The organism is Stieleria sedimenti, from assembly GCF_025060895.1.
GTDB lineage: Bacteria > Planctomycetota > Planctomycetia > Pirellulales > Pirellulaceae > Stieleria > Stieleria sedimenti.
The window spans coordinates 16454-29990 of sequence record NZ_JANZKV010000183.1 but is presented as its reverse complement, the minus strand read 5'-3'; the positions used below and the strand labels follow the sequence as shown (position 1 = coordinate 29990).

The following is a 13537-nucleotide window of genomic DNA, read 5'->3' as shown; positions in this document are numbered from 1 at the left end:
TTCTTTCACCGAACTGAGCCATGCACCGAGGGCGGTTGACAATCGCTTTTTCCTATCCTCATCCTTCAGCGCATGTTCACCAGCCAACTCCGTCGGGTTGCCGACACAAGTGACGACAGTAAGCAGCCGATGAGGGCAAAGAATGTTAAAGATTTCAGCATATTCGATTTCCGTTGATGGATCTCTTTTTCGTTGTGGGCGAGATCTGAATCCCGCTTTTGCGTTCGTGCCTTACCGGGCATCCGTTGAAAAATCCCACTGGACCGGTTTCCCGTCCTGGGCTTTCCAGCGGATCGAGCGGATGTCGAGACCGTCAGTGGCTGGGACATACAGACGAAGCAACTGACTTCGTCCCTCGACAGGCACTTGCACTGTGATGTCTTGCCAGGTTGTCGACTCAGGAACTTCGAAGTCCACCGTCTGGCCGGTTGCAGGAAACTCAGTCTGTTTTTGGGTTCGCCACTGAACACGTCCCGTCCCGCTCTTGCCATCGACGCCCCGAGCTTGCAGGCGCAGCGTGATCGGTCCGTCCAGTTTCACTTGGGCCGTTCCCAGGAAGGGATTCTTCCCCTGGGCAATCACGCGTATGCCGCCGTCGATCGACTCGAGTTCGCATTGCTTGGGAACGAGCCCGTGCGTCGGGGTTCTCGAACCTACGGATGTGGTCGTTCTCGGTTGAAAGTCTGGATTGAGTTTCGGGGGAAGGCCGCCGGTGCGTTCAAAGTGCGCTTTGATGAACTGATCAAGCTCGGCCACTTTCTCCGGCATTTCGGCAGCGAGATTCTTCGATTCGGCGAGGTCATCCTTGAGATTGAATAGTTCGACGAGGCCATCGTAGCTGTCCGGTTTGCGGGTGTAACGCCTGATGAATTTCCAATCGCCGTCACGCACCGAGATGCCTCCGCCGTGATACGGAAAATAGCTGACGCTCGTTTGGTCCGTTGCCTCAACGCCCTCTGTGAGCACCTTCGCGAAGGACTTCCCATCGATGACATGATTCTCAGGTTCGGCCTGGCCGGTCAGTTCAAGCAGCGTGGGATACAGGTCGATATTATTAACGATTGTCTCGCTGACCGAGCCCGCAGGAATGTGTTCGGGCCACCGAACCATCAGAGGAACACGTTCGCCGCCCTCATAAAGCGATCCTTTTCCATCGCGGAGACCGAGATTCTTCGTCGGATACTGCAGACCAGCGTAGTCGTTGTAAATCTTCGTGTAGCCATACGTCTTGCTCTTCGGATTGGCCATCTTGCGCTTCTGTTCGCTCGCACTCATGCTGTGGGTGTTGCCGCCGTTGTCGGAAAAGAAAACAACAATGGTGTTGTCGGCGATACCGAGTTCATCGAGCGCCGTCATGACTCGTCCGAAGTTGTCGTCCATCGTCTTCAGCATGGCGGCGTAGACCGGGTTCGTATGACCGTCGGGCCCAGACTCCTTCCTGGCGAACTTCTGAATGAGATCCTGTTTCGCTTCCCAAGGGCCGTGACAGTCATACATCCACAGATTCAGGTAGAACGGTTCGTCCTTATGTTCGGTGATGTACTTGATTGCCTCGGTACCGAGCCGGTCGTCGATGTGTTCGCCTTCTGGTCCGTCGACAATATTGCCGACTCGACGTGCCGCACCAGGCTTACCGTCAGCGTGAACTCCGTGCGGTGAGAAATAGGTGCTGCCGGGAGGTCCGGGATCTGGTGCGGAGTGAAACGTGACCTCGAAGCCGTGCTGGTCCGGCCAATGCTCTTGAGTCAAGCCCAGGTGCCATTTGCCCATGTGAGCCGTGCGGTAGCCGGCACCGAGAAAAGCTTCGGCCAGCGTCGTGGCATCCGGATCCAGGTAACGGCGACTCTTGGTGAGCAGGTATTCGTCTGTTGGTGTAGCAGCCTGATAGACCTGCGCGCCCCACGGCTCTGGCTCCTGATGTCCGTGGGCGGAAAGGATGCCGTGGCGAGATTCCTCCTGCCCGGTCAAGATCGAGGCCCGACTGGGCGAGCACAGCGGATGCGCATAGGCGTTGGTGAAACGCATCGCTTGTTTGGCGAAGGCATCGATGTTCGGCGTCTCGTAGTATTCGCTGCCGAAGACACCCCCGTCCGTCCAACCCATGTCGTCGACCAGAAAGAGAATGACGTTCGGCGGTCGTCCCGGTTCGCCATTCGCCTTAGCTGACAGGCAAACAAGACCAACGATCGGCAAGAGGAGCAAGGCGTGATGAAGTTTCATAGATTTTCGTCTTTACGGTTAGTCGTTTCTAAATTTAGGCAAGCTGCTTCGTAGTGGACGAGCTTTACCTGCTTCTCACCTTTTTCTTGGAGTATTCCGTGGGCAGCGTGGCGGCCCAGGCTTTGACTTTCCTGGAAAGCGTTTTCACGACGTCTGGATGCTGCTCAGCGACGTTGCGACTCTCGCTGGGGTCAATCGACAGGTCATAAAGTTCTGGTTCTCCGCGTTGTTTGCGTGGCAGATGCAACTTCCAGTTGCCCTCCCGCATCGCTGGCGTCGCGCCGACTGCACTTGTCTTCCAGAATAGTGGCTTTGTTCGCTCACGATCGGTACCGAACCAGATATCGGAGATGTCTTCGCCGTCAATTGGCTTCGGTAATTCGTCGACTCCGGCAATCGCACACAGCGTCGGCAGCCAGTCGATGAACGAGCAGACGTTTTGCGTATCGACTCGACCGGCTTCGACTTTGCCCGGCCAACGGACGATAAACGGGACGCGCGTGCCGCCTTCGTATTGTTCGTGTTTGCCGCCACGAAATTCGCCCGCGTAGCCGAGCATGTTGTTCGAGTATTTCCGAGGTTCCTGCTTGCTGAGAATCACCGGCGCTGGCCCATGGTCGCTGGAGAAGACAACGATCGTGTTGTCGCTCAGTCCCAGTTCGTCGAGCGTCTTCAACAGGCGATCGACGTTGCGATCGATCTGATATACGTCGCCGAGGTACTGCCGCATCGACTCGTCCAGATCGCCGCTGATCTTCTGGCTCTCATCGAACTTGTGCTGCATTGTTGGTGAGAAGTCGTTGCGGTCTACGGTGACATCGTTGAACCCAGCGACGAGTCCTTCAGCCGTGTTGACGGGAAAATGTGTCGCGTGCCCCCACACGTTGACGTAGAACGGCTCGTCTTTGTTTTTCTTGATGAAGTCGATCGCCGCCGAATACAGGTCGTCGTCGCGTCCGGCGTCACCAGTCGTCTTGTCGCGGCTCTTGCCGATCACTTTCACGGTGTCGATGCCGTACGTGCCGTTCTCTTCATCCGGACCGATATGCCACTTGCCGAAGTGGCCCGTCCGATAGCCGCGTTCCTTTAGCAACTCGGTGATCGTCAAACGCTCACCAAAACCAAAATCGGCTGCGTACTTTGGGAATCGTGCGGGGAACAGGCCTGTCATCAGCCCCGTGCGGCTCGGATTACAGGTCACGCCCGTCACATAATATTGCGTGAATCGCGTTCCTTCTTTAGCCAATTGGTCAAGCGCAGGCGTCTTTGCATACGGATGCCCGTAGCAGCCGAGGTCGCCGTAACCAAGATCATCAGCGAACATGAAAACGATGTTCGGCGGCCGATCATCCGCTGCCTGAGTTCCTGCGGAAAAGGCAATCACCAGCAGGAATGCGAGGAGCAGTTGTGATATGAATGAAAGAAGTTGCCTGTTCATTTGGTATTTTCTCGTTGAGACGTTCGCGTTGATGACCTTCCGTCGTTGCGCAGCTGCTCAAGTAAACTTGCCAACCGGTTCGCGGCATCAGGATATTCGTTGATAACGTTATGTTTCTCGCCCGGGTCGTCCTGCAGGTTGTAGAGCTGAGCGTGAAGTTCGTCTCGCCGCGGGATGCGTTTCAACGTCGGGCTCGGTTTGCCTTCAATATACTTCCACGGGCCACAGCGGATTGCAAAGTTGCCGTTGGGGCTGTGAACAATCATCGACGGCCGAAGCGGTTCCTGGTGTGGCGTGTCGAGCATTGCCGGCAGCACATTGAAGCTGTCTTCGGCGACGTCCTCGTCCAGTCGAAGCGGCTGATCGATCACCGCGGCAAGCGTGGCGTAGATGTCGACGATGTTGATCGTTTCGTCACAAACGGATCCCGGCTGAACATGTCCCGGCCAGCGAACAAGAAACGGAACTCGAAAACCACCCTCGTAAATGCTGTGCTTGCGACCGCGCCAGTTGCCGTTGCAGCGGAGCCCCTCTCGATACGCTTCCGCCTCGGGACGTGTACCCTCGGTCATCAGCACGCCGCCGTTGTCGCTGGTGAATCGTCGGCCCTGCTTTGCCAGCCGGTCGATGTTAGGCGTTGCTATGTGCGACTCATCCGCGCCGTAGCTGTTAAGGCTTCCGTACCCAAGGTCATCCGCAAGGATGATCACAATGTTGGGCCGGTCGGCCGCCACCAGCAACGACGTACCAATGACCGGCAACACACAAAGGGCGGCCGCCAAAGCTCGCGCCAGAAGCTGAGGCCATCGCTGTTCCCGGTGAACGACGTCTTCAGCGTCATGAACACTGGAAATCGACGCGAAAACGTACGCCGATACCGAAGGCTCAGCCTCCAGCCAGCAATGGGTGAACTCTTCTCGTTTTTGGTTTTCGTTCATCTAAGCGGTCGACGCGAAGTATCTCTGTGTACCCGGTATGCCGAACGCCGAAAGATTTCGTTAACGAAAATCTAGAAGAATATCCCAACTCACACTTTTCCGGGGCCCGATCTACGTTTAAGCGGAGAAAAACAGCGTTGGTGAACACCGCGTCCAATGCTTGTCATTTCTTGTTCCATAGGAGGGCTCCGCGGAAATTGCCGTTGTCGCTTCTGTGGTACGACCGCCGCCACGCGATTGAGCTGATTGCTCGGGTTGTGATTCATTGAGGCTGAATTTGACAGGCCCCTGAAACGAATCCTGATTGCCTGTCCTGATGACCGTCGTTTCTCCAGTCAGCTTGAACTCCATGGGACGGTCGAGCGTGTGCCCGATCAAACGCCATTTCTCCGGGAGTGTTGGTTCCTCCCGAGTTCTATTGGCATCCCGAGTGATTCGTGGAAAGACTTCACCTGAAGGTGAAATGAGAAGCTTCAACGCCACAAAGTCCCCTTCGTTGATTTCGAGATTGATGCCGTCGAGCGCGCGGACCTCGGCGTCCGCTTCGCCGTAAATCTTAAAAACGTTTTGAAATTCAATCAGCAATAGGTATGGGATGTTTGTGAGTTGAATTGTGTCTGTGGAGGCGACCAAAATTGCTAGAGCGTTGCTTAGCGGATCACATCTACCACCACTGGCATTCCGTCATCTAGAGAACTACTTGTTATCTCGGCCTCGACGCAAGGGTTGGGAATTGCCTCACTTCCCCTAGTGCTCGGCCCACAGCTAGCGTTGGGGTTGCGTTTGTCGAGCGGAAAAGTAACGGCCAATGGAACCACGACTTCCCCAGTACGTCGGGGCAACTTCATCCTCACCAACCTGGTTGGCTTGCCGACGCATCCGCCCCCACCCAATGTCCGCTCCATCGAACCGGACACGCGTGGGACAATGACCATTCACACCGCATGTCATCCACCGGTCATCTTCGCTGCTCGCATCTTTCACGGTTGCAGATCTCCGCGAAATGACCCGCTGCCCTTTACCGCAGTGCCAAAGCGGCGTCGCTTCGCTCCTCGATCCGGCTTGCGCGAGCGACTACTTCGTCGTGTTGGCACCGGGCGTTTTGGAATGCGCGTTCTGTGGGAAGTCGAAGGTCAACACGAGAGGTTCCGTTCCCGTGTTTTCGATTTCCACGCCGCCGTTATTGAGTGCGGATTGGGTGATGAATCCGATCTCGGGATAGATCTCGCCCAGCTTCATACCCTGGTGGTATTTCACTTCGAGTTTTCCGACGCGACCGCTTCCGCGATTGGTGTGGAACAGCGCGGGGCTCTCCGGGGAAAAATTCGTCTTACCGCCGGGCTGCACGGCGAGCCGCAGAATCGAGCACTTCTGGTCGCCGAGGAAATCACCGTAAATGATCCACTTGGCGTCGACTCCGTCGCCCGCGAATTCTTCGGCGGTGATTGCGGGCCGTTTGTTTTTCCGAACGAAGTCCGGGTCCTGGTTCGCTTCGAAGTCGAACTTTTCAACCAGGTACTCCCAGTCTTCGTGCTTGTCCTTCGGGTAATCCTCTTCTCGGCAGGCGTAAAACGCATCCGCTGCTCCGATTCTTCCGTCAAGCGTCAGGTCTTCGGCCAGGAAGTGCTCATCCATCGTGACGTGCAGCTCGTGCGTGCAAAGGTCCGTCGGCGAGTGCAGCACCCCGTTGGGCATCACGAAACCGTTGTCAATGTGCATCATCGTGTGCGGCGACAAATGCCGCACCCCGTTGTACTCGCCCTGCCCAAAACTCTTCATGCAATCGAGAAACTGGCCCTTTGTTACGAACGGGTACAATCCCATCGCCGTGGTGTGATAATGCGACGGGCTGACTCCAGGATTGTCAAAGGAATTGATGTCGTAGACTTCCCACTTTGACCAGTGAAGATGATGCGGAATCGGATTCAGGTTGTCGAACTTCTTTGACACAATCGGCCAAGTCGGGTCGCCGAACAGAGACTTCGAAAAGGCCGTCATCTTTTCACCCATGACCGCTTCCGGATTGGCGACGATCAAATCCTGTAGCGAGATGACTTGCCCGTCCGGAGTCAGGACGTGTGATTCGCCTTCGCGGAACGGTGCCTTCTTGGTGCGCGTATCGATGACGCCCGTCACGATGGGAACCGTGCAACACATCCAGAGTTCATCGAGCCCCGTCCCGTCCATATAGTCCGGATAGTACGATCGTTCATCAAGACGAAGGCGTTTACCGGGCGTGCAGAATGTTCGTCCGGCGTAGCGGTGCAGCAGTTGCAACACCCCGCCGTTCTTGTTCAGGCAGTCGTCGAGAATCGAAGACGATCCTCCATCGATCACATCTTGTTGCGGGTACTCGTGCAGTTTGTCCGGGAGAATTGACGTCGAAGCAGCCATGAATGATGAACCTCAGGTGAGTCTCTACAAACGTGCCGGTTCCAATGAACGTTCTGGAGAGATAAACGGGGATTTCCAATTTGCGATACCACAACCACGCGGACCAAAATCCAATTTTCCGACGTGTCGGCAGAGCACCGAGTGTAAGAAAAAGTTTGGCCGGAGGGAATGGACCTGGAAACCTCGCGGCATCGGCGAACACGCTCAGACACTTGGTCACCCTATCGCTTGGCCATAATTCGCGGTGGCATAGCCGTGCTGGTGCAATGCCTCCGCCAATGTAGGCTCTTCGTCGGGCAATGCGGTGATCTTCGCGCCATGATGCAACTTTTCGTAGTCCCGTCCAGGACGCCCGCCCAGCCACTCCGTCAGATTCGTACGCGCCGGATACTTCCCGGTCAGAATACTCGCGCGACTCTCCTCGGCCACTGTAGCCTCGGTAAAATCATCTGGGCCGATGAACAACATGGCACAAACAAAGCTGAGGCAAACTTTAGTCTTCATGGCGTGCTCCGTATCGACTTACAATTGATTCCAGTCGGCCCATCGGTTGTGCCAGTTCTTCGCTCGATTTTCGAACGTGTGGGCTGACGCGTAGTCTGAGCGACGTGTTCTTGCCCTGCGGAACACCAAGCTTGAGTATAGCCGAGGACGCAGGGAAACTGGCAGCCAACTGCAGAAACGAAACGCATGTCATGAATCATTCATCAGCCCATCGAATCGACTAGAATTCCAACATGAAGCTTCCGTTCATTCTTTCACGATACACAAACTCCGACTGGAATCTCGGCGGTGTACTTCCACTTCCAGTGCTGATTCTTGTTTCGGCCATGACTCCTGATGCGATCGCACTTGGTCAGGAGGCTGTGGAAGAGAGTGTGGAACGCGACTTGGTCACTGAGGTCGTTCAGCCGTTTCTTGCCGCTCATTGCGTTCGTTGCCATGGACCGAAACAGGCAAACGCCGGGTTCCGAATCGATCAGATCCCGACGGACTTCACGGCTGCCAAGGCGGCGGAGCAGTGGAAGGAGGTCGTGGACATGATCAACCTTGGCGAGATGCCGCCAAAGGAGGAGGCTCGGCCCAGGCCGGACGAATTCGAGCCGGTTGTTGACTGGATTCATCGGGGCCTGCGTGACGCGGAACGGTTGGCGCACAGCGCGGGCGGGCGGATTCCGATGCGGCGTTTGAACCGGGTGGAATTTGCCAACACTGTTCGCGATCTGCTGCACATGGATCCAAAGGTGCTCGCCCCGCTGGTCGAAGAGCTGCCGGGTGATGGGAAGGCCGAAGGGTTCGACCGGTTGGGCGTGGCGTTGTTCTTCGACCAGACGCAGATCCAGCGGACGCTGGAAGTTGCCGAACGTATCGCCGAGCGTGCGATCGTTGTTGGCGATCCTGAAGTTCAGACGGAGCGGGCCGAGGCGGAGAACAACCCGCGAGTGAAGCCCAGCAAACGACAGATGACCAGCCGGTTTGCAAACACGGTCGTCGCCCCAGGTCCCAGCGGATTCGAGACCACCGACGGGGGCGTACGGTTCGTTCACGGGTACGGAAACCGTCCGAAGGGTGATCGCTGGGGCCGGCTGGGGAATCTCGATGCCTCAGACGTCGTGTTGCAGGACGGTTATTACCGCATCCGAGTTCGTGCGGGAGCCAGCCCGGGATCTCGCGGCGAACCGATTCGCGTCAGGGCCATCTATGGTTCGAAAACACCGGTTCATGCGGAAGTCGAGATTCCGATTCCAAGTCGACTCGACGACCCGCAGGTTCACGAAGCGATGGTGTTCTTGCGCTGCGGACCCGACGGACTCAAACGCGGCATCGGCTTCAGTTTCAACGACATCGACAAATTGATCGTCACCACACCCGAGAACAATCATTGGATGCGTGCGGTGCGGGAAGCGCAGGGTCAACTTCGCGACGCCAACACGTCGGGAGCACCGAAGGCTGAAATCGAACAAGCCCGCGCCGAGTTAGATGCGATCGTTGCCGAGGCGAGCAAGTGGAAAGGTCCGCTGCGGCATTTCAACCCTGAACATGATTCTGAAAACCCGCCGACGATCTTTGTTGACTGGTTTGAGATCAGCGGGCCGGTCGCTCAACAGTGGCCGCCGAAAAGTCACCAAACACTCCTTTTCGCCGGTGACGAAGAAGCAAACGCTGGGCGTGAAGATGCAGACTACGTGCGTGAGATCTTCACCCGTTTGCTCGGGCGAGCGTATCGCCGTCCGGTCAATCGAGCCGAAATCGACGGCGTGGTTGAATTCGTCGAACAAGCTCGCCAGTCGGGAGCCGAATTTTACGACGCCGTGAGACTGGGGCTCGCGCGTGTCCTCTGTTCTCCGGGATTCCTGTTCATCCAGGAGCCCGCCGATGCCCCCACACCACGCAAGCTCAATGACTACGAACTTGCCTCTCGGTTGAGCTACTTTCTTTGGTCAAGCATGCCGGACGAAACGCTGTTCGAACTCGCGGAGCGTGAGCGGCTTCGCGATCCACAGACGCTGCTGGAACAGGTCGATCGGATGTTAGATGACCCCAAAGCCGACGCATTCGTCGAAGGCTTCGCGGGCCAGTGGTTGGACGTTCGCGAATTCGGCAACACGGTGCCAGCCAAGGAGTACAGTGACTACGATGCGGCACTCGAGGAATCGTCAAAGCTTGAAGCCTATGCCTTTTTTCGTGAAGTGGTTGCCGACGACTTGCCCGTCACAAACTTTCTGGACAGCGAGTTTGTGATGATCAACCAGCGGCTCGCTCAGCACTACGGAATCGAGGGCGTCGAGGGTCCAAACATTCGCCGTGTCGCGATCGAGCCGCAACATCACCGGGGCGGCGTGTTGGGAATGGCGGGACTGATGACCCTGCTTTCCGACGGTACGCGGACGCTGCCCGTTCGTCGAGCTGCCTGGGTGAAAACCGAACTATTCGGCGATCCGCCGGGCAATCCGCCGCCCAACGCCGGCGAAATCCAACCCAACACGGCCGGAAAGAAACTGACCGTCCGCGAGCGTCTGGATCTTCACCGCAACGAACCGACCTGTGCCTCCTGCCACGCCAAGCTGGACCCGTTCGGCATCGCGCTGGAGAATTACGATGTGATCGGCAAGTGGCGGACTCAAGCCAATGGCGAAGGATTCCGCGGCAAGAACGCGCCGTTGATTGATGTCAGCGGCAGATTCCCCGAAGGAGACGCGTTCACTTCACTCCAGCAGTACAAGGCCGGACTACTGGAGCGGCGCGATGCGTTCACCCGCAACCTCGTCGCCAAAATGCTGACCTATGCGCTCACTCGCCCTGTCGGCTACCCCGATCACCAAACCGTGGCAACCATCTCCGATTCTGTTCGCCAAAACGACTACCGAATGCGGACGCTGATCCGCAAAGTCGTTGCCAGCGAACTGTTTCAATCGAAATAGCACACCGGATGAATATGAAAACCTCACCCTCACCTTTTCGCCGTCGCGCTTTTCTTCGCGGAGCTGGCATCACGATGGCGCTGCCGTGGTTGGAAGCAATGAGCGTTTGTGCCCGCGGTGCCGACACCGCCGGCGGCATTGCGGCCGACGAGATCCCCAAACGCTCGGTCTTCTGCATGTGGGGACTGGGGTTGAACGGTCGCGACTTTACGCCCACGACGACGGGTCCCGATTACGAAATGACGCCGATCCTGCGGCCACTCGAACGTCATCGCCACGATTTCACGACCGTAAGTGGACTCAAGCTCACGCACTCCGGCGGCCACGGCGGCGACCGCACCTTCCTGACCGGCACGAACACTCATGCCAGCAGCAGCAAACTTCGCATCTCCTGCGACCAGGAACTCGCCGCCGCGATCGGTCACCAAACGCGTTACTCATCGCTGGTGCTTGGAATCCGCCGGGGAACCGGTTTCGGTAATCCGCAGGACAACACACTTTCGTGGAGCCGTAGTGGCACGCCAATTCCGGCTGAGAACCGTCCGCACGTGTTGTTCGACCAGCTGTTCCGACCCGACACTGCCGACACGCTTGCCGAACGCGAAGCCGAGTTCGCGCGGCGGTCGAGTGTGCTTGATTCGGTGCGAGACGAGGCCCGTGCGTTGGCGAAGCAACTCGGTCAAGTCGATCGCGAAAAGCTGGACGAGTACTTCACAGGAATTCGAGACCTGGAAAAGCAAATGCAGGTCGAGAAAAAGTGGCTGTACGAACCAAAGCCGACCGTCGATGAGCCCGAGTTCGGCGATGAACAGGGGCTCGACCCGACTCGCAGCGGCCTTGACTATCGGCGTTATCAGCGGCTGATGTACGACTTGCTGACGCTTGCGTTGCAGACCGACAGCACTCGCGTGGTTTCCTACATGGCCCGGATGGATAACTCTGATGGCACCGGAGCATTCAAGGGCGAAGGCAATCCATACGGTTATCACGAAATGACGCATCACGGCGAAGACCCCGAGAAGCTGCGTTGGTGGACCAAAGCCGACACGTGGTACATGGAAGAGTGGGCTTACTTTCTTGATCGACTGAAATCTGTGAAAGAGGGCGACGGCACACTGCTCGATCACACCATGGTTGTGTGGGGTTCGTCGGGCGGAACAATCAACGCGCACAACAACCATCACTTGCCGGCGATCATTTGCGGCGGCACCGGCATCGGAGTGAAACATCAAGGCCACCTGATCAAAGAGGATGCGTACCTCGGCAATCTCTGGCAAACCATGTTCGGCGTGATGGGCGTGCCGGTGCCCGAGAATTTCCAAGGTGGCGAAGCCGACGGAGTCATCGACGAGTTGGCACAGTTTGCGTAGCAATCGTTTTCGGGCAAAAAGGAAAGCGATCGTTGAGGCCAAATACCCGCACGTGGCAACGAGGCTCTATCATCATCCCCAATACGAAAACACTTGCGCGAACTAACTCCAGCGATGAAAACATTTCCCACCTCCATTGCGTGCTTCGTTCTGTTACTGTCGCAAACTCTCTCTTTCGGGGGTTCACCGGAGGAAAACTGGCACCAGTGGCGAGGCCCAAACGCAACCGGCGTGTCGCGTACGGCCGATCCTCCAGTCGAGTGGAGCGAGGACAAGAATGTTAAATGGAAAGTTGCGATCGATGGAAAAGGAACCTCGACGCCGATCATTTGGAACGACAAAGTGTTCCTGTTAACGGCAATCGACACTGGGGTGAAGGACACTTCGATTCCCGATCCCGCAGACCAACCAAAGACCAATTTCTTCGACATCAAACGCCCGAACACAGAGTATGCATTTGTCGTTTTGTGCCTTGATCGTGACAACGGAAACGAATTGTGGCGGCGGACCGCGACCACGAAGATCCCCCACGAGGGCGCACACAACGACAACGACTTTGCGTCGGCATCGCCCACGACCGACGGCAACCACCTGTTTTGCTGGTTCGGATCGGCTGGGCTGTATTGCTACGACCTCGACGGAAACAAGCGTTGGGAACGAGATCTCGGAGAAGCCAAGGTCGGTTCCAGTCTCGGTGAAGGTTGTTCCCCCGTTCTGCACGACGGTAAGTTGGTGATCGTTCGTGATCACGCAGGCCAAAGCTCCATCGAAGTGCTGGATGCCACGTCCGGAGAGACCCTGTGGAAACGGCAGCGTGATGAAGACAACGCTTGGGCAACACCGAGGGTGATCCGGCATAGCGGGAAAACGCAAGTCATCACCGCGGCCTCGGGTGCCGTCCGCAGCTATGACCTGGAATCAGGCGAGGTGATCTGGCAATGTAGCGGTCTGACCGGCAACGTCACCCCGTGTCCAGTGATCAATGGCGATTACGTGATCTGCATGAGTGGCTACAAGGGCTACGCTGCGATGGCCATTCCGCTGACCGAGACCGGGGTCATCTCCGGCAGCGAGAAAATCCTCTGGAAGCGAGACCGCGGCACGCCCTACATCCCATCGCCTCTGCTTTACGATGGCTTGCTGTACTACAACCAATCGAACCAGTCGATCCTCACCTGCGTGGACTCCACGACGGGCGAGACGGTTTTTGGCCCCGAACGCATCGGTCAGTTCTCCAACATCTACGCATCCCCTGTCGGCGCGTCAGGACGCGTTTACATCACCGGCCGCACCGGGACCACGCTTGTCATCCAACGATCTCGTACGCTGACGGAACTGGCAACCAATCGGCTTGACGACCGTTTTGATGCTTCTCCAGCGCTGTCGGGCAAGCAACTCTTTCTCCGCGGCGCGAAGCACCTCTATTGCCTGGAAGCCGCTTCAAACTAGCGATTGGGCGACCTCAACCCGGTTGCAGTTGAGCACCCCATTTTCTTGTCAGCAATTTTCTTGTCGCTCCGCTTCCCGACGCTCCCATTTTTCTGGCCGCGATCTTTCTGCCCTCCCTGTCGTTCCCTGTGAACCGGCTGAGCGACCATCTTCGAATGCCGGAGTGGACGACCGGCGAACATGCCCACCGGTGCCGCGATCGGCTGTCGCATGATCAAGTCTCTACAGGTGAATCGAATGATTCGCCTCAGCGATACCTGTATACTAACGAAAACCGACGGCCATTTTGTGGGTCGATCGCTTGGC

9 protein-coding genes and 1 pseudogene are annotated in these 13537 nt (G+C 57.0%); 4 read left to right on the top strand and 6 right to left on the bottom strand.

Annotated features, from left to right (window positions below; translation table 11 throughout):
• Window positions 1-231 precede the first annotated feature (231 nt).
• The 4 genes from NZK35_RS23310 to NZK35_RS23295 form a co-directional block, all read right to left on the bottom strand.
• Window positions 232-2220: a sulfatase gene (locus NZK35_RS23310; protein WP_259634930.1), complete on the bottom strand. Its 1989-nt coding sequence runs from the start codon at window positions 2218-2220 to the stop codon at window positions 232-234.
• Window positions 2221-2284: 64 nt separating this feature from the next.
• On the bottom strand, window positions 2285-3658 hold the full coding sequence (locus NZK35_RS23305; RefSeq protein WP_259634929.1) for a sulfatase family protein: 1374 nt from the start codon (window positions 3656-3658) through the stop codon (window positions 2285-2287).
• Window positions 3655-4596, bottom strand: a complete 942-nt coding sequence (locus NZK35_RS23300; protein ID WP_259634928.1) for a sulfatase-like hydrolase/transferase — start codon at window positions 4594-4596, stop codon at window positions 3655-3657. The genes NZK35_RS23305 and NZK35_RS23300 overlap by 4 nt, the downstream gene beginning before the upstream one ends.
• A 117-nt stretch (window positions 4597-4713) precedes the next feature.
• Complete coding sequence (locus NZK35_RS23295) at window positions 4714-5181, bottom strand: hypothetical protein (protein WP_259634927.1); 468 nt, start codon at window positions 5179-5181, stop codon at window positions 4714-4716.
• 165 nt (window positions 5182-5346) lie between these two features.
• On the opposite strand from NZK35_RS23295, the pseudogene NZK35_RS23290 reads away from it, so the two are divergent.
• Window positions 5347-5523, top strand: a pseudogene (locus tag NZK35_RS23290) (DUF1588 domain-containing protein); the annotation flags it as partial.
• A 147-nt stretch (window positions 5524-5670) separates the two neighbouring features.
• Here the strand turns inward: NZK35_RS23290 and NZK35_RS23285 are convergent.
• Both NZK35_RS23285 and NZK35_RS23280 read right to left on the bottom strand, forming a co-directional pair.
• Window positions 5671-6990, bottom strand: a complete 1320-nt coding sequence (locus NZK35_RS23285) for a hypothetical protein (RefSeq protein ID WP_259634926.1) — start codon at window positions 6988-6990, stop codon at window positions 5671-5673.
• Window positions 6991-7206: 216 nt separating this feature from the next.
• On the bottom strand, window positions 7207-7494 hold the full coding sequence (locus NZK35_RS23280; protein ID WP_259634925.1) for a sulfatase-like hydrolase/transferase: 288 nt from the start codon (window positions 7492-7494) through the stop codon (window positions 7207-7209).
• Window positions 7495-7727: 233 nt separating this feature from the next.
• Here NZK35_RS23280 and NZK35_RS23275 point away from each other — a divergent pair, with 233 nt between their 5' ends.
• From NZK35_RS23275 to NZK35_RS23265, 3 genes are all read left to right on the top strand, one after another.
• On the top strand, window positions 7728-10412 hold the full coding sequence (locus NZK35_RS23275) for a DUF1592 domain-containing protein (protein ID WP_259634924.1): 2685 nt from the start codon (window positions 7728-7730) through the stop codon (window positions 10410-10412).
• Between the two features lie 74 nt (window positions 10413-10486).
• Window positions 10487-11782 (top strand): DUF1552 domain-containing protein, encoded by a 1296-nt coding sequence (locus NZK35_RS23270; RefSeq protein WP_259634923.1) that lies wholly within the window; start codon window positions 10487-10489, stop codon window positions 11780-11782.
• A 114-nt stretch (window positions 11783-11896) separates the two neighbouring features.
• Window positions 11897-13231 carry a PQQ-binding-like beta-propeller repeat protein gene (locus NZK35_RS23265; RefSeq protein WP_259634922.1) on the top strand — a complete coding sequence of 445 codons (1335 nt, stop codon included), beginning with the start codon at window positions 11897-11899 and terminating at the stop codon, window positions 13229-13231.
• Window positions 13232-13537 lie beyond the last annotated feature (306 nt).

Excerpts from the sequence above, each read along its gene's own strand:
- NZK35_RS23275 (WP_259634924.1), top strand. The coding sequence starts at position 7,728 with ATGAAGCTTCCGTTCATTCTTTCACGATACACAAACTCCGACTGGAAT.
- NZK35_RS23270 (WP_259634923.1), top strand. The coding sequence starts at position 10,487 with ATGGCGCTGCCGTGGTTGGAAGCAATGAGCGTTTGTGCCCGCGGTGCC.
- NZK35_RS23280 (WP_259634925.1), bottom strand. The coding sequence starts at position 7,494 with ATGAAGACTAAAGTTTGCCTCAGCTTTGTTTGTGCCATGTTGTTCATC.
- NZK35_RS23305 (WP_259634929.1), bottom strand. The coding sequence starts at position 3,658 with ATGAACAGGCAACTTCTTTCATTCATATCACAACTGCTCCTCGCATTC.
- NZK35_RS23300 (WP_259634928.1), bottom strand. The coding sequence starts at position 4,596 with ATGAACGAAAACCAAAAACGAGAAGAGTTCACCCATTGCTGGCTGGAG.
- NZK35_RS23265 (WP_259634922.1), top strand. The coding sequence starts at position 11,897 with ATGAAAACATTTCCCACCTCCATTGCGTGCTTCGTTCTGTTACTGTCG.
- NZK35_RS23310 (WP_259634930.1), bottom strand. The coding sequence starts at position 2,220 with ATGAAACTTCATCACGCCTTGCTCCTCTTGCCGATCGTTGGTCTTGTT.
- NZK35_RS23285 (WP_259634926.1), bottom strand. The coding sequence starts at position 6,990 with ATGGCTGCTTCGACGTCAATTCTCCCGGACAAACTGCACGAGTACCCG.